Source organism: Fusobacterium ulcerans ATCC 49185 (assembly GCF_900683735.1).
GTDB lineage: Bacteria > Fusobacteriota > Fusobacteriia > Fusobacteriales > Fusobacteriaceae > Fusobacterium_A > Fusobacterium_A ulcerans_A.
Window position 1 is genome coordinate 351,241 of sequence record NZ_LR215979.1, and the last position, 17,036, is coordinate 368,276.

A 17,036-nucleotide genomic window follows, 5' to 3' on the forward strand; every position below is an offset into this window, starting at 1 on the left:
ATGGAAAAAATAATTCTTATACTATGTTTTATCTGTATTGGATATCTTTTTTTTGAGAAAAAAAGAGCCATGAATCAGAGAAAAACTTTTAAATATGTCATCCATGTAAATGGAATCAGGGGAAAATCAACAGTTTCCAGGCTTATAGATGCGGGAGTACGTACTGGTGGCTATAAGACATTCACAAAAACTACTGGGACATCTCCTAGGACTATTTCTATTTTGGGAGAAGAAAAAGAAATAAATAGAAGAGGGAAAGCAAATATAAAAGAGCAGATAAAAGCAATAAATTGGGCTTATAAAGAAGGAGCAGAGGTTCTGATTTTAGAATGTATGGCTGTAAAACCAGAGTTACAGCATATATGTGAAAATAAAATATTGGATTCTGACATTGGAGTAATTACTAATGTAAGAGAAGATCATCTTGACGAAATGGGGAAAACTTTAGATGAGATAGCCGAATCCCTTTCTAACACAATTCCAAAGAATGGAGCTTTTTTCACAAGTGATAAAAAATATTTTGAATTTTTTAAAAGAAAAGCTGAAAAAAGAAATTCTAAAGCATTTATAAACAAAAATGAAAAAGACCAATACTGGGAGATTGATTTTGCTAATAATGTGGCTTTAGCAGTAGAGGTATGTAAATATATAGGGATAAGTGAAGAAAAAGCCTTAGAGGGAATGAGAGAGTATCACAAAGACCCAGGTTGTTTAAAAACTTTAGTATATAAAAATGAAAAGGGACATGAAGTGTTTTTTGTAAATGCTATGGCTGCAAATGATCCAAATTCTACAGATATAATTTTAGAGAGAATATCTAAAAGACCTTACTGGAAAAATAAAAGATATCTTTTAGTAAATAACAGAGGAGATAGAGTAAGCAGATGGGAGCAGTACATAAAATTTGTAAAAAATGTTGAAGGTAAATTTGATAAAATAGTAGTTTCAGGAGAAAATAGAGATCTTTTTAAAAAATACTTATTAAAAAATAAAGTAGATGAAAATAAAATAGAAATATTACAAAATGAAAAATATTTTGATGAAATAGAAGATGGAATACTCATTTTTGCAGTTGGTAATATATGTGGACATGGAAAAAAATTAGTAGACTATCTGGAGAACAAGGGGGAGATAATAGATGGCTAATGACATAATAATATTTGGTATCATATTGAGTATAATATTTTATGAAATTACAGAAATATCTCCTGGAGGTTTAATTGTACCAGCATATATAGCTTTTTATATAAATACACCTCAAAGAATAGTTATGACTATAGCTGCTGGAATACTAACTTTTCTTATAGTAAAGTTTATATCTAACTACACTATAATTTATGGACGAAGAAAATTTGCACTATGTATTATGATAAGTTTTATAATAAGGCTCATATTAAAATATTTCAATATCTATGTAGTAAATGAATATGAGATTTATATTTTAGGTGGAAGTGTAATTGGAGTAATAATTCCAGGAATAATGGCACAGGAAATGGAGAAACATGGAGTAGTGAGAACTGTGTCTTCTCTTATGATGCTTTCAATATTTATAAAAGCTGTAGTAGAAGTTATCTACAAGGCAGGTGGAGCTAATTGAATAAAAAGATTAATAATATAACACTTGCAGTAGTAGCTTTATTATTTATTTTTATCCAATATGGGTTAAAAAGTAAAGAAATAAAAGTAAAAAGTCCTTATTATAAAGAGATGATGGAAGCTTCTACAAAAATGAAAAATATGAGTGCAGAGATAAAAAATGAAAGAATAAGAAGAGGAATAGAGATAGATAAAAGTTTTGATATTAATGAAACTGGGCTTATTGGAGAAGAATGGAGTGAAATAACAACTACTCTGGGAAATCTTGAAAGTAAAAGAACAAGTACAAATCCTGATTTTGCAGCTCTTATGGTAAAACTATTTAAAGAAAAAGGCTTGAAAAAAGGAGATACAATAGCAGCCAATCTTTCAAGTTCTTTTCCTGCATTAAACTTATCTTTAATAGCAGCAGCAGATACTCTTGGGTTGAATGCGATAATGGTAAATTCAGTTGGAGCTTCTACATATGGAGGAAATATTGAAAATTTTACATATCTTGATATGGAAAATCATCTTTTTTCTAAGGGAATGATTCAAAATAGGAGCAGAGGATTTTCTTTGGGAGGGATAAGAGATATTGGAAAAGAATTTGAAGATGAAATAAAAGAAAAAATAATAGAGAAAAACAAAGGATATGGACTCGAATTTTTTTATAATGAAAATTTAGAAAAAAATATAGAGGAAAGATATAATTATTTCGTAAAAGAAAGTAATAATAAAATAAAAGCCTTTGTAAATATAGGAGGCAATCTTTTATCAATTGGAGATAGTGTAGATATTATAGTAAATTCAAAAGTAATTTTAGATAAAAATACAAATATGAAAAGAGGGTTAGTAGGAAAATTTTTAAAAGATGAAATTCCAGTTTTTTATCTTCTAAACCTTAAAGGAATAGCAACAGCTTATAATTTACCTTTTGATCAATCTAAGCTTCAAAACAAAACAATATCTGATATTTATTTTGAAAAAAATGGTAATATATGGAACTATTTGATCATTGTAATTTTCTTAGTGTTTATATTGAAAACGATATTTATGAAAAAAAAATAAAAAAATTTACGAAAAGTATTGAGTTTATTGAAAAAAAATGCTACTGTAATAGTAGTAGGAACACAATATCATATAAAATAGTTGGGAGTGATAGGAATGACAAAAAAAGAATTTGTAGAATTATTTGGAACTAAAGCTGGAATAAAAACTAAAGTAGAAGCTGACAAACTTACAAAAGCTTTTATAGATACTCTTGAAGAAATTTTGGTAAAAGGTGAAAATGTGTCATTTATAGGATTTGGAAAATTCGAAGCTGCTGAAAGAGCTGCTAGAACTTGTGTTAATCCACAAACTAAAAAACCTATGAAAGTAGAAGCTAAAAAAGTTGCTAAATTTAGAGCTGGAAAAAATTTATTAGAAAAAATGAATCCAGTTGTTGAGAAAAAAGCTGCAAAATCTAAGAAAAAAGGAAAATAGTTAAATATATAAAATGGCTGCTTACGGGCAGCTATTTTTTATATGTTTAATTATATTTTTAAATTAAATATACAGCTGACTTTTATTGAAATAAATTTGTATAATATAAAGATTAAAAACTTTGATAGAATGAAGTTTTATGTACAAAATATAGAGAATTTTGAATTCTAGCTTTATACTTCTTTTTTTATATGATATAATTTAAGATAAGAAAAAATCTATTTAAAAATTAATAGAAGTCTGTACAATGCAGAAGAGATATAAACATAGGAGAGAAATTATGAAAGAAATATTATTTTTAATTTTAGGTTATGTAATGGGTGCACTTCCAAATGGTGTCTGGATTGGAAAATATTTTAAAAAAATAGATATAAGAGAACATGGAAGCAAAAATCCAGGAGCTACAAATGCATATAGAGTACTGGGACCTAAATATGGTCTGATGGTATTGGCAGCAGATGCATTGAAAGGATTTCTACCACCATTTATAGCCAGCAGATATGGAGTAACTGGAGATATGTTGTTGCTGATAGGAGTTTTAACTATTGTAGGACATTCACTTTCTTTTTTTCTTCGTTTTAAAGGAGGAAAAGGAGTCGCAACAAGTTTGGGAGTGTTTCTTTTCTTAATACCAAATGTAACTCTTGCTTTACTTATAGTTTTTATCTTAGTGGTTTATTTTACAAGATATATTTCTTTAGGCTCAATTGTAGCAGCAATAGCATTACCAATTCTTACAGCATTGAGTCCAGTAGGGTATGGAATAGGGAAAACACCTCTTCTGATAATGACTACTTTAATAGGAGTTTTTGTAGTATATAGACATAGAACTAACATCAAAAGGCTTATGGAAGGAACAGAAAATAAATTTAAGCTTAAATAAGGAGTGATTGGCATGAAAAAAGTAGTAATCATAGGAGCAGGAAGCTGGGGGACAGCTTTAGGATTGGTACTAGCTAGAAAAGGTTATGATATTACTTTATGGGAATTCAATAAAGAAAGAGCTGAAGAAATACAAAAAGAAAGAGAAAATAAAAGATATTTACCTGGAATAAAATTTCCAGATAATTTAAATGTTACATATGAGAAAGAAGGGCTTCTTGAAGGAATAAAATATGTTGTCTTTTCAGTTCCATCGCAAGTATTAAGAGGAGTAATAAGAGGATTTTCAAATGACTTAACCGAAGATATGCTTCTTGTAAATACTGCAAAAGGAATAGAAGTTACAACAGGAATGAGACTTTCAGAAGTAATGAAAGATGAAATAAAAGGAAAATTCCATAAAAATATAGTGGTTTTATCAGGACCTACACATGCAGAAGAGGTAGCAATAGGAATACCAACAACTATAGTTGCAGCTGGAGAAAAAGAAAAGGCAGCAGAGATACAGGAACTTTTTAACAGTAAAGTATTTAGAGTATATTTGAGTGAAGATGTGGTTGGAGTAGAACTAGGTGCTGCAGTAAAAAACTGTTTGGCTATAGGAGCTGGAATTGCAGATGGAATGGGATTTGGAGATAACACAAAAGCTGCCTTGATAACTAGAGGAATAGCTGAAATGATAAGATATGGAAAAGCTTGTGGTGCTAAAGAAATAACTTTCTCAGGACTTAGTGGAATAGGAGATTTGATAGTAACATGTGCAAGTAAGCACAGTAGAAACAGACACGTTGGTGAATGTTTAGGAAAAGGTCAAGATATACAAACTATTTTAAATGAGATGACTATGGTTGCTGAAGGTGTCCCTACAGTAAAAGCAGTGTATGAGCAAATTCAAAAACTAAATATCTCAATGCCGATATTAGAAGCTACATACAATATTATATATAAAAATGCAAATGCTGGAAATATGGTAGAAGAACTTATGGAGAGAACTTTGAAAGAGGAATTTTACTAAAATAAAATTGACAAAAGCGGGGAATGGCAATGATAGAGAAGGATCTTATTTCACTTTATTTAGCAGATATAAGAAAATATAAAATATTAGATAAAGATGAGGAATTAACCCTTTTAATTAAAGCTAAAGCTGGAGATGAAGAGGCTAAAAATCAGCTGATTTTATCTAATCTCAGATTAGTTGTTAATATTGCAAAAGGATATATAAACAAAGGATTGAGTTTTATAGATTTAATCAGTGAAGGAAATTTAGGGCTTATTTATGCAATAGAAAAATTTGATATTACAAAAGGATTTAGATTTTCAACATATGCAGTGTGGTGGATTAAACAATCTATAAGTAAGGCTGTTATAGTAAAAGGAAGAGAAATAAGAATTCCGTCATATAAGTATGACCTGTTAAATAAAGTAAATCGTTATGTTATGTCAAGATTAAAGGATGAAGGGAATTATCCATCAGTGGAAGAGATAGCAATGGAATTGAACATTGAAGCTGATAAAGTGCAGGATATAATAATGGATTTCCAAGATCCAATGTCTTTGAGCACACAGATAGGAGATGATATCTATTTGGAGGATACTCTAGCTCAACAGGAAGATTGTTCTATGGAAGAAGAAATTTTTAATGAAATGGGAAGAAAGCAAGTAAGGGATATGGTTAATCAACTAGAAGAACGGGAAAAAGAAATATTAAAATTAAGATATGGTTTAGATGGGTATGAAATACATACTTTAGAAGAAATTGGAAATACTCTTAATATAACAAGAGAGAGAGTAAGACAGATAGAGAAAAAAACTTTACAAAAGCTTAGATCAAAATACACTAAGGAATTAAAAGGGGATCTTTTTTAGGAGCTTAAACAGGAGGAAAAAAAGTGATTGTAAAATTAAAAAGACAAGATTTTTTAAAAAGATTAAAAATAGTTGAAAAAGCTATAAACGAGAATAAAATAAAACCTATAATTTCTTGTGCTTACATAGAAACAAGAGGAGAAAATCTATTTTTTTGCGGAACTAATCTTGAAACTACTATTACAACTGAAATGAGATGTGAAGAGATAGCAGAAGAGGGAAAAATAGTATTCCAACATCAATTGGTAGATGAGTATTTAAGAGAAATAAAAGATGAAATTGTGACTTTAAGTGTAAGAGATAATAATCTTTTCATAGAGAGTTCTGATTCTTCTTCTGAATTTTCTCTTATGGAAGCAGAAGATTTTCCTAAAATACTTGTCGAAGCTGATTTCTTTCAAAGACAGGAAGAGTTTAAAATGAACAGTGTAGAATTGGCGGATATATTTGAAAAAGTAAAATTTGCTGCTTCTAGTTCAAGTGATAATCTTTCTATAAATTGTGTAAGATTAGAAAGTGAAGAAAATAATTTGAAATTTATAACCACTGATACTTACAGACTTGTTTTTTTAGAAAAAGAGTTAGAAAAAGTAAATGACAAACTTGGAGTAAGTATACCTTTAAATACAGTTGAAGCTTTAGCTAAACTTTTGAGAAGCATAGAAGAAACAGAAATAAAATTCTATTTTTATAATAAGCAGGTATATTTTAAACTAGAAGATACCCTTATAATAAGTAGAGTTATTGATTTAGCATTTCCTAACTATAAAGGAATATTAGGAAATGATACTTATAATAAAACTCTTATTATAAATAGTGAAAAATTTTTAAAAGTTCTCAGAAGAATAATAATATTTGTAAGAAATAATGCAGAATCAAAATATGGAGCAACATTTGAACTGGAAGGAAAAGATCTTAAAGTAAATGGAGTAAATGATATTGCAAAGATAAATGAACAGTTGGAAGTAGAATATGAAGGAGATAGGATAAAAATTTCTCTTAATGCTAAATTTCTGTCTGATTTTATCCAAAACTTGAATAAAGAAAGTAATATTATGCTTAATTTCATCAGTTCAAATAGTTCAGTTAAAATAAAAAAAGAAAATGATAATAATTATCTTTACATAGTAATGCCATTGGCATTAAAAGATTAATTTTAAATGGGAGCTAATAGGAAATATTAGCTCTATTTTTTCTTAATGATTAATTTTTGATTGTTTGAAATATAGATTTAAATATGATATAATTTCCTTAATAATTTTGAAGAGGTAAAAAGATGAGCAGTAATTTTTTTAGAAAAATAGTATATGATTTTTACTATCTGCTATTTTTATTTGTAGATAGAAAAAAGAAAGAAATAGAGATAAATAATATAGCTGTAAAGTTTTTAAATTACAATAATAAGAAAGTAATGGCTTCTTTGAAAGAAAAGGATATAAAAAAATTGTTGATTCTACTTCCTCATTGTGTTCAAAAATATACATGTCCTTATAAAGTAACTTCCAATATAGAAAATTGTAAGAATTGTGGACAATGTGTAATAGGTGAACTTTTGAGCATGAAAAAAGAATTTCCAATAGAGGTGAGAATAGCTACTGGTGGAACTCTTGCAAGGAAACATATAAAGGAATTAAAACCAGATTTAGTAGCAGCAGTAGCATGTAAAAGAGATCTTATGTCAGGAATACATGATGCATTTCCTGTAAAAGTTTATGGGATTTTTAATAAAATTTTAAATGAACCATGTATTGATACAACTGTTTCTAGTGAAAAAATAAGGAGTTTTTTAAAAGAAATATACAAAACTCAAGGAGGAGAAATGTGAAAAAGATACACTTGATACTTGCATTATTATTAAGCACGAATATCATTTTAGCTGCCTCAGAGAGAGAAGATATTGCATTTCTGGATGAACTTTATAAACAGAAAAAATTCTCAATGGCCATAACAGAGTCTGTGAGCTTTTTAAAAAGATACCCTGATTCTAGATATACAAGAAATATTCAAGATAGAATAGCAAAAACATACTTTCTTCAGGAAGATTATAACAATGCTATAAAGTACTTTAAAATCATTTTAATGAATAATGATATAAAAGCAAAAGAAAAAGATGAGATTAATTTTTATCTTATGAAAAGTTATACTGCATTAGGAGATGTACAAAATAGTGACTTTTATATGGAAGCTTTAGATAAAAATGGAGATTTTTATGAAAGAGCATTGTATGATTCAGGAATGACTTATTTAGCTAAAGAAAATTATCCAAAAGCAGAAGAGTTATTTCAAAGAGTTATACAACTGAATAAAAAGTATTACAGTGAAGCTGTTTTGAGTATGGCAATGTCATCATATAATAAAGCAGACTATAAGAGAACTCTTATATTTTTAAATGAATATTCAAATGGAAAAGATAAAAATAAAAATCAATCTCTTTTGAATTATTTATATGGTTCAGCTTATTATAAATTAAATTCAACAGAAGATGCAGTAACATATTTTCAAAAAGTTACAAATAAAGATAAGACGAGTTCATATGGGAAAAAGTCTATATTGAGCTTAATAGAGATATATAGCAATAGAGGCGATGTCAACTCTATGCAGAAATATCTTGCTATGCTTGAAAATACTAAAGAGTATGGAGAAGCAATGAGAATGATAGGAGATCTTTATGCTACAAGAGGAGAATATGAAAAAGCTGTAAGTTATTATTCAAAAACTAATACACCAAATGATCCAAAACTTATGTATGGATATGGATTTTCACTATATAAATTAAACAGATTAAAAGAAGCTCAAAAATATTTTGAAGGATTAAGAAATACTACTTATTATAATCAGTCTATATATTATATATTCGCGATTGATTACAGATTAAAAAACTATAAGAAAATAGTAAGAAATAGAGATGAAGTAAAAAGAGTTGTTGTAAATCAGCAAGATACTGATAACATTAACTTAATGATAGCCAATTCAGCTTATGAAATTGGAGAATATGCTCTTTCAAAAGATTATTATGGAAGGCTTTATGCAAGAAATTCTAATAAAGAAAATCTTTACAGAATAATAGTTATAGATAATAAAGTTGGAGATATTGATGATATTGCAAAAAGATTCAATGAGTATAAGACTAAATATCCAGATGATAAAGAATATAAAAGAAATATATATTTTTCTGTAGGAGAAGCATACTATAAAAGAAATAAAGTATCAGAAGCAATAGATGTATATAAAGAATTTTTGGCTTCAGATAGGGATTTCAGTATTTTAAACAATCTTATTGTTTCACTGTTAAGTGAACAGAGATATGATGAAATGCTTACATATCTTAATGATGAAGGGACAGAAAATACAAAAGATAACATATATTTGAAGGGAATAGCTTTTGTAGGAATGGGAAGATATGAAGAGGCAGATACAGCTTTTAACCAATTGGAAGCAGATACAACTTCTGATGCAGCACTTCTGACAAAGGTGAAGTTTAATAAGATGAGAAATTATTTCTTGTGGGGAAAATATGAAGATGCTATAAAATATGGAGAAGAGTATCTTACATTAGAGAATCCAGAAGGAAAAAATGAAATAATGGATAAATTAGCTATCAGTTATTTTAGAATAGATAATTTTGAAAAAAGCAGAGAGTATTATAATAAACTTTCTACAACTCCTGAATTTGAAGCTTATGGAAAATTTCAAATAGCAGATACTTATTATGCTGAAAAAAACTTTGAAAAAGCTAAAGAGGAATATAAACTTGTTGCAGAACAATATGGAGATGGACAGTATGGAGAAAAAGCATACTATTGGTATCTCACTACTTTAATTAATTTAGGAGAGAATGAAACTTTTGAAAAAGAGAAGGAGACATTTCTTGCAAAATATCCTGGAAGTAAAATGAGAGATAATCTTCTTATATTATCAGGAGAAGTATATGAAAGTGGAAATAATAATGATAAAGCACTAGAAAATTATAAAGAACTTCTTTCAACTTCAGAGGATAAAGTAGTTAAAGAAAGCACAGCTTCTAAAATATTAGATATTCATTTAAGTAAAAATAATATAGAGGAAGCTAAAAAATACATAGAGAATATTACAAATATAGACACTAAAAATTATTATAATTCTCTTATTTATGAGAAACAGAATAACAAAGAAGCTGCAATGAAAGAATATGAAAAACTTTTAGAAAGTAGCAAATATAAAGATTATGCTTCTGTAAATATAGCTTCTAAATTATTTGCTGAAAAGAATTATAAAAAAGCAAGAGAATACTATGAACAGGTAAATAATATGGAGAATAGTATCTATAAAGATCTTGTATTGTTCCAAATAGCATCTATTGATGAAATAGAAAAGAAAAATGAAGAAGCCTTGAGAGGTTATACAAAAGGATATGTAATGTATGATGGAAAGTATTCTCAAGTATCAAAATTAAAAGCAGCCCAGTTAAGTGAAAAAATGGGAAAAGAAAAAGATGCAGAAACATTGTATAGAGAACTTTATGCTCTTGATAAAAAACTTATATACAAAGAATTTGTTCTTGAAAAAATGATCTATTTTGCTTTAAAAGCTGAAAATAAAGTAGATGGTAAAAAATATTATTTAGAATTAAAAGCAATCAATGCTAAAAAAGCAGAAAAATATGCAGATTTTTTTAAAGAGGAGGAAAATAAATGAAAAAATTAGTAGTATCTTTATTTTTATTAAGTGCCCTTGTAGTGAGTGCAGAAGACAGTGTGACTGCAATAGACAAAGAAGTAACTGGTGTAAACAAAGAACAGCTTGAAATGAAAGAGATAGAAACGAAAGAAATGTTGCTGAAAGGACAAAAAATTGATTCTGGCTCAGTTGAGTTATCAGGAGAAAATCTTAAAAATCAACAACAAAAAATAAAAGTAGTTCAAAATGAGAAATCAGCTTTAGAAGATGAGTTATCACAAGGAGTGGAGAAAAAATCATTCCTTAAATATGTAATAGGAGCATTAGGAGTAGTAGTTTTAATTATAGCACTTTAATTAAATTTACATAAGAGAGTATAAAGGAGAAATAGATATGTATTGGATTAAAAATGGTGGAATTCTAATGTATTTTATTTTAGCTATGTCTATCATAGGACTGGCAGTAGTAATAGAGAGATTTATTTATTTTAAATTAAGTGAGAGAGATAGTTTCAATAAAATAAATCCAGAACTTAGACAGCTTATAGAAAAAGGGTCTGTAAAGGAAGCAATAGTTTTACTTAATAATCAAAAAGCTTCAGCAGCTAGAGTTTTAAAAGATATATTAATACAATATTATAAAAGCAACAGTAAGGATCCTGTAATGTTGGAAGAAAAGGGAAAAGAAAGTGCAATGGCACAGGTACCTCTTTTAGAAAAACACATGTGGATGCTTTCATTAGTTGCTCATATAACTCCTTTATTAGGACTATTAGGAACTGTTACAGGAATGATTAAGGCATTTCAGGCAGTATCTGTCCATGGAACAGGAGATGCTTCTGTTTTGGCAAAAGGTATATCAGAAGCATTATTTACTACTGCTGGAGGACTTTTTGTAGCCATTCCTGCTACTATTTTCTATAATTATTTTAATAAAAAAATAGATGAAACAATAAATGATATGGAAAAAACTAGTACAGAATTGATAAACTACTTCAGAAGATAGGAGAAATTATGAAAATTGAAAGAACAAAAAGACGTGGAAAGGGAGAATTAGCATTAGAAATAACTCCCCTTATTGATGTTGTGTTTCTTTTATTAATATTTTTTCTGGTTGCAACTACTTTTGAAGATATTAACAGTGGGATCAAAATAGACCTGCCGCAGTCTACGATCAGAGAGATAAAGAATATAAAAGAAATACAAGTTGCAATAAATAAAAATAAAGAAATTGTCTTGAATTTTAAAGATAAAGGTAAAAATCAGAAAGTTAAAGTTAATAAGAATAACTTAAAAGCAGAACTTGAAAATAAACTGAAGGAATCTGAGGAAAAAAATATAGTAATAAGTGCTGATAAAAGTCTAGATTATGGATTTATAGTAGAAATAATGACTATTTCTAAAGAAGCAGGAGCAGCCTCGCTGGATATAGATACAGCAAGCAGTAAATAAATAAGGAGAGAATTATGAAAAGAGTTGATTATGTAAGCTTTGGTCTTTCTATACTTCTAAACCTGCTTATCATACTGCTTATACCTGGTCTTTCAGTGGAAACTATAGTAGATAAAAAAATTAAAGTTGGATTAGTTTCTTATGATAATAACAGCAGAATAAAGATGGAAGGAACTAAAAATACTAACTCTAAAACTAAAAATCTGACAGCTGAAACTAGAAAAAAGACAGAAAAAGTTGAAACTCAGGTCAAGAAAGAAAGTACAGTAAAAAAAGAACCTACCACTCAGGTAAAAGCAAAAGAACCTGAAAAGAAGCCAACTTTAAGTGATATAGCTAAATCTATATCTGGTCCTGAAATAGATGTTTTATCTGGAATAAATGACATAAGCCATTCTGTTGTTAGAGAAAAAGTAAAAACAATTCCTAAAAGGCAAACTGATGATAAACAAGGGGTAATTTCAAAAGATAATCTTGTTGGAGAAAAACTAGATTTAGCATCTGATTCAGATATGAATATCCAGGGAAAGGAACAATTCTTAGTTGAGGAAGATGGAAAGCTTGCCTTTAACTCAGAAGAGGGAAAAGACTTGGAATTTGAAAGAATATTGAAAGCAGATGGAGATGTAGAAGGTTTGCCAAGTGGATATAGGCTTGGAACAGAAGATGGAAATATTGTTGCTAGATGGGATAATACCAACAGGGAACCTGTATATCCTGAAAGTGCTCAGCTAAGAGGACTTCATGGAACAGTAAAGATAAGAATGAATATTGATGAAAATGGAAATGTAAATTCTTTATTCCTTGAAAAAGGAAGTGGAGTTCCAGAAATCAATAGTGCTATAGAAGAGATAGGAAGAACTTGGAAAATATATTTGAGTAAAAATGGAATGAACGTAAAAGGCGATGTTATACTGGAATATAACTTTACATTAAGAGGAAAAAATTAATTTGTGAGGTGGATGGTTTGATTCTTCTAGGGTTTAGATTAGATAAAAGTTTAAAAGAGGAATTAGAAAATAATTTTGAAAATGAATTAACTTTTGCAGAAAATATAACTGATTTTATAGAATATTTAAAAAATAAAAAGTATGAAACTATAGTTATAGAAGAAAGAAATCTTCAGGAAGAAGCTCTTATTAATTTAGTAAAAAAAGTGGGAGAATATCAAAAAAAAGGTGTTATAATAATTCTTGGAGAAACTTCTAATTTAAAAGTGGTTGCAGGGAGTGTAAAGGCTGGAGCATATGATTATATACTAAAACCAGTAGACAATAATACTGTTATAAAAATAATAGAAAAATCTGTAAAAGATTATAAATTATTGGCTGAAAGAGTGGATAAACATAAGAGTTCTGGAGATAAACTCATAGGACAGACAAAAGAAATAGTAGAACTTTACAAGATGATAGGGAAAGTTGCAAGTAGCAGAGTACCTGTTTTAGTAGTGGGAGAAAAGGGAACTGGAAAAACAAGTGTAGCAAAGTCTATTCATCAATTTAGTGATTGGTCAAATGAGCCTCTTATAAGTATTAACTGTACTTCTTTTCAGAATGAGTTATTAGAAAGAAAGATGTTTGGATATGAAAAAGGAGCATTTACAGGAGCTGTTTTTTCTCAAATAGGAGATCTTGAAAAAGCTAATGGGGGAACACTCCATTTAGGAAATGTAGAATCACTGAGCTTAGATTTACAATCTAAAATACTCTATTTTTTAGAAGAAGGAGAGTTTTTTAGAATGGGAGGAGCAGAACCTATAAAAATTGATTTGAGAGTAGTAGCCAGTACATGTGAAAATCTTGAAGAACTTATAAATCAAGGCAGATTTATTGATGAACTATACAGAAAATTAAAAGTTCTTGAAGTAAATATTCCACCATTGAGAGAAAGAAAGGATGATATACCTTTAATAATAGACCATTATTTAATAGAATGTAATGAAGAACTTCATAAAAATGTAAAAGGTGTAAGTAAGCCGGCTTTGAAAAAAATATTAAGATATGACTGGCCTGGAAATGTTAATGAACTTAAAAATGCAGTTAAATCTGCTGTGGCATTATGCAGAGGGGGCTCTATACTTATAGAAGACCTGCCAAGTAATGTGTTGGGAACAAAAGTTACAAAAAGAAAAGGAGATGCACAGACAAGTGCTCTCAAAGAATGGGTAAAGGTAGAGATGGAAGTGTATAAAACTGGTAATCAGAAAGGTTATTATGGGAATATCATTTCAAAAGTAGAGAAAGAACTTATCCATCAGGTATTGGAAATGACTAATGGAAAAAAAGTAGAAACAGCAGAAATACTTGGGATAACAAGAAATACTTTAAGAACAAAAATGAGTAATTATGGTTTGGAGTAGGATGAAATGCATATAACATTATATAGAAAATATAGACCTAAAAATTTTGAAGAGATAGCAGGGCAAAAGGAAATAGTAAAAACTCTGAAAGCATCATTGAGAAATGGCAAAACTTCCCATGCATATCTTTTTACAGGTCCTAGAGGTGTGGGGAAAACTACAATAGCCAGACTAATAGCTAAAGGGGTCAATTGCCTGGAAAATGGTGTTACTGATGAACCTTGTAATAAATGTGAAAATTGTTTGTCAATAAATGATGGAAGTTTTATGGACATGATTGAAATTGATGCTGCTTCTAACAGAGGAATAGATGAAATCAGACAATTGAAAGAAAAAATAAATTACCAGCCTTCAAAAGGAAGGAAAAAAATATATATTATAGATGAGGTACATATGCTGACAAAAGAAGCATTTAATGCTCTTTTGAAAACATTGGAAGAACCTCCTGAACATGTAATATTTATATTGGCAACAACAGAGGCAGATAAAATACTTCCAACTATCATTTCAAGATGTCAGAGATATGACTTTAAAACTTTATCTCCAGCTGAAATGAAAGAAAAACTTGGAGAAATATCTAAAAATGAAGGAGTTTCTGTACCAGATGATGTACTTGATTTGATTTATGAAAATTCTGGTGGAAGTATGAGAGATGCTACTTCTATACTGGAAAGACTTATGATAACTTGTTTAGATGAAGAGATAACTTTAGAGAAATGTGAAAAGGTTCTTGGGGTAACTCCTGTAAAGCAAATGAAGGAATTTTTAGATAATGTCATAGAAAAAAAATACAGAGAGCTTGTAAAAATGCTTGATGAATTTTGGAGTGAATCTTTGGAAATTGAACTTTTCTTTAAGGATTTTGCTAAATATTGCAAAACTCTTATGAGCAGATCAGAATTGGAAGTAGATAAAGGATTAAAAATAATTGGAGCTGTCTATGATTCTTTGAATAAATTTAAATATGAAGAAGATAAAAGAATGGTTGGCTATGTAGTTATTAATAATCTTTTAAGTACTAAAGCTACAGTGGTTCAAGAGAGAGTAGTAGAAAAAATAATTGAAAAACCAGTGACAGTACATCAAAATAGTTCAAGTACAGAAGAAACTATTGATCTTTCAGGAATAACACTGGAATATGTAATAAGTCAGTGGAAAGATATAGTTGAAGAAGCTAAAAAAGAAAAAATAACATTGGGGGCATTTTTAATAAGTGCTAAGCCATATAAAATTGAGGGAGATACATTATTTATTGGATTTGAAAGCGAAAATTCTTTTGCTAAAGAGCAAATGGAAACAAGTACTTATGATGATGTATTTTTAGAAGTAGTAAAGAAAATAATCAATCCAAAAATAAAAGTAAAATATATACTTGTTGGTAAAAAGAGAGAAATCAGCAAGGGTGAAAATGATTTTACTAAAAAAATAGTAGATTTTTTTGGTGGAGAGATTATGAGATAAACACCAATAAAAACAGGGGGAAAAATGTTTGTAGTTCATGGAATGGCAGTAGCAGCATTATTTATGATTTCTCTTATGATGCCAATATTTAGTTTCTTATTGCCAGTTTATAAGATAAAAAAAATGAGAGAATTAGATTTTAGACAAAAAGTATTGATCAATATTATTGCCATTATGCTTATAATATTGATGAACCCCATGCTTTTAAGTATATACATAGGATTTTTTATAGTAATAGAACTTTTTTATTATTATTTTGAAAAAATAAACTATTCTGTAAAGAAATTTGACAGGATAACTATTACTGCAGTGGTGGTAACAGCATTTATGGTGGGGATATTTTTCCTTGTTAAAAAAGATATAGATGCTAATATAGGAACAATAATGGAGATGTATCAACAGAGAACAAATTTTAGTATGGAAGATGTTCAGGTGATATTTAAAGAAATAAAATTAAATTCATTATGGCTTATATTTACTTATTCAATGCTATGTTCATTTATGACATATTTTTCTTTAGATAAGAAAAATTATGAAAACTGGGAAATTTCATATGGATGGGTACTAATTTATATAACAACATTTTTTGCAGCAAAAATATTTAAAATAGATAATTTTTATATAAATAATTTAATGGAAATAGGAAAAGTAATATTTATATTCTTTGGATTAAAAAGTATTTATACAGCATTAAATAAAATATTAAAAATAAGAATTTTAAATAGTTTTATAGCAATTTTTACCTCTGTAATGTTCCCATTCCTAACTTTTGTGATTGGGGTAGTTTCAGGGTTTAAGATAGATAAAGTATTATTTAATGAAAAAAAATAATTGGAGGAAAATCAAATGGCAAAAATACAAGTTATACTGACTCAAGATGTAGCAGGGCAAGGAAGAAAAGGAGATTTAATAACAGTTTCTGATGGGTATGCACATAACTTTCTTATAAAAAATAAAAAAGGTATGATAGCAACTGAAGAAGAATTAAAAAAAATAGAAAACAGAAAAAAAAGAGAAGAAAAGAAACTTCAAGAAGATAAAGAAAAATCAATTGAATTGAAAAAACAGCTTGAATCTAAAAAAATAGAAATTGGAGTAAAAATTGGAGAAAATGGGAAACTATTTGGAGCTATTACAAATAAAGAAGTTGCAGCAGCAATAGAACAAATTTTTGGAGTAGCTATTGATAGAAAAAAAATAGAATGCAATATAAAAAGTTTAGGTGAACATACTGCAGTTATAAAACTTCATACTGATGTAAAAGCTGAAGTTAAAATTATAGCAAAAGCTCAATAATT

General features: G+C 28.5%; 18 protein-coding genes. All 18 read left to right on the forward strand.

Translation table 11 applies throughout. The annotated features are described in order from the left end of the window. The 18 genes from pgsB (at nucleotide 1) to rplI (ending at nucleotide 17,034) form a co-directional block, all read left to right on the forward strand. Nucleotides 1–1,146 carry a poly-gamma-glutamate synthase PgsB gene (gene pgsB, locus E0E45_RS01565; RefSeq protein WP_130889532.1) on the forward strand — a complete coding sequence of 382 codons (1,146 nt, stop codon included), beginning with the start codon at nucleotides 1–3 and terminating at the stop codon, nucleotides 1,144–1,146. Continuing rightward, nucleotides 1,139–1,597, forward strand: coding sequence for a poly-gamma-glutamate biosynthesis protein PgsC (pgsC, locus tag E0E45_RS01570; RefSeq protein WP_130889533.1), 459 nt, complete (start codon nucleotides 1,139–1,141; stop codon nucleotides 1,595–1,597). The genes pgsB and pgsC overlap by 8 nt, the downstream gene beginning before the upstream one ends. Then, nucleotides 1,594–2,646: a poly-gamma-glutamate system protein gene (pgsW, locus tag E0E45_RS01575; protein ID WP_130889534.1), complete on the forward strand. Its 1,053-nt coding sequence runs from the start codon at nucleotides 1,594–1,596 to the stop codon at nucleotides 2,644–2,646. The genes pgsC and pgsW overlap by 4 nt, the downstream gene beginning before the upstream one ends. Before the next feature lie 96 nt (nucleotides 2,647–2,742). After that, nucleotides 2,743–3,063, forward strand: a complete 321-nt coding sequence (locus tag E0E45_RS01580; RefSeq protein ID WP_005946734.1) for an HU family DNA-binding protein — start codon at nucleotides 2,743–2,745, stop codon at nucleotides 3,061–3,063. A gap of 280 nt (nucleotides 3,064–3,343) precedes the next feature. Next, nucleotides 3,344–3,946 carry a glycerol-3-phosphate 1-O-acyltransferase PlsY gene (gene plsY, locus E0E45_RS01585; RefSeq protein WP_130889535.1) on the forward strand — a complete coding sequence of 201 codons (603 nt, stop codon included), beginning with the start codon at nucleotides 3,344–3,346 and terminating at the stop codon, nucleotides 3,944–3,946. Nucleotides 3,947–3,958: 12 nt separating this feature from the next. Further along, complete coding sequence (locus E0E45_RS01590) at nucleotides 3,959–4,960, forward strand: NAD(P)H-dependent glycerol-3-phosphate dehydrogenase (protein ID WP_130889536.1); 1,002 nt, start codon at nucleotides 3,959–3,961, stop codon at nucleotides 4,958–4,960. 29 nt (nucleotides 4,961–4,989) lie between these two features. Then, a complete protein-coding gene (locus tag E0E45_RS01595; RefSeq protein ID WP_130889537.1) occupies nucleotides 4,990–5,811 on the forward strand; it encodes a sigma-70 family RNA polymerase sigma factor in 822 nt (273 codons plus the stop codon). 23 nt (nucleotides 5,812–5,834) lie between these two features. Further along, nucleotides 5,835–6,965, forward strand: coding sequence for a DNA polymerase III subunit beta (gene dnaN, locus E0E45_RS01600; RefSeq protein WP_130889538.1), 1,131 nt, complete (start codon nucleotides 5,835–5,837; stop codon nucleotides 6,963–6,965). 122 nt (nucleotides 6,966–7,087) lie between these two features. Further along, the gene (locus E0E45_RS01605; protein ID WP_130889539.1) at nucleotides 7,088–7,636 is read left to right on the forward strand and encodes a DUF116 domain-containing protein; all 549 of its coding nucleotides are present in this window, start codon (nucleotides 7,088–7,090) and stop codon (nucleotides 7,634–7,636) included. Continuing rightward, nucleotides 7,633–10,485 carry a tetratricopeptide repeat protein gene (locus E0E45_RS01610; RefSeq protein ID WP_130889540.1) on the forward strand — a complete coding sequence of 951 codons (2,853 nt, stop codon included), beginning with the start codon at nucleotides 7,633–7,635 and terminating at the stop codon, nucleotides 10,483–10,485. Before E0E45_RS01605 ends, E0E45_RS01610 begins: the two co-directional genes overlap by 4 nt. Then, nucleotides 10,482–10,823: a hypothetical protein gene (locus tag E0E45_RS01615; RefSeq protein ID WP_130889541.1), complete on the forward strand. Its 342-nt coding sequence runs from the start codon at nucleotides 10,482–10,484 to the stop codon at nucleotides 10,821–10,823. The genes E0E45_RS01610 and E0E45_RS01615 overlap by 4 nt, the downstream gene beginning before the upstream one ends. 37 nt (nucleotides 10,824–10,860) lie before the next feature. Then, nucleotides 10,861–11,472 (forward strand): MotA/TolQ/ExbB proton channel family protein, encoded by a 612-nt coding sequence (locus E0E45_RS01620; RefSeq protein WP_005978154.1) that lies wholly within the window; start codon nucleotides 10,861–10,863, stop codon nucleotides 11,470–11,472. 8 nt (nucleotides 11,473–11,480) lie between these two features. After that, entirely contained in the window at nucleotides 11,481–11,918 is a 438-nt protein-coding gene (locus tag E0E45_RS01625; RefSeq protein WP_130889542.1) for an ExbD/TolR family protein, read from the forward strand. Nucleotides 11,919–11,932: 14 nt separating this feature from the next. Next, nucleotides 11,933–12,868: an energy transducer TonB gene (locus E0E45_RS01630; protein WP_130889543.1), complete on the forward strand. Its 936-nt coding sequence runs from the start codon at nucleotides 11,933–11,935 to the stop codon at nucleotides 12,866–12,868. Between the two features lie 17 nt (nucleotides 12,869–12,885). Beyond that, complete coding sequence (locus E0E45_RS01635) at nucleotides 12,886–14,277, forward strand: sigma-54-dependent transcriptional regulator (RefSeq protein WP_130889544.1); 1,392 nt, start codon at nucleotides 12,886–12,888, stop codon at nucleotides 14,275–14,277. 6 nt (nucleotides 14,278–14,283) lie between these two features. Continuing rightward, complete coding sequence (dnaX, locus tag E0E45_RS01640) at nucleotides 14,284–15,738, forward strand: DNA polymerase III subunit gamma/tau (RefSeq protein ID WP_130889545.1); 1,455 nt, start codon at nucleotides 14,284–14,286, stop codon at nucleotides 15,736–15,738. 24 nt (nucleotides 15,739–15,762) lie between these two features. Next, nucleotides 15,763–16,569 carry a hypothetical protein gene (locus tag E0E45_RS01645; RefSeq protein ID WP_130889546.1) on the forward strand — a complete coding sequence of 269 codons (807 nt, stop codon included), beginning with the start codon at nucleotides 15,763–15,765 and terminating at the stop codon, nucleotides 16,567–16,569. A 15-nt stretch (nucleotides 16,570–16,584) separates the two neighbouring features. After that, the gene (gene rplI / locus E0E45_RS01650; protein ID WP_130889547.1) at nucleotides 16,585–17,034 is read left to right on the forward strand and encodes a 50S ribosomal protein L9; all 450 of its coding nucleotides are present in this window, start codon (nucleotides 16,585–16,587) and stop codon (nucleotides 17,032–17,034) included. The last annotated feature ends 2 nt before the right edge of the window (nucleotides 17,035–17,036 follow it).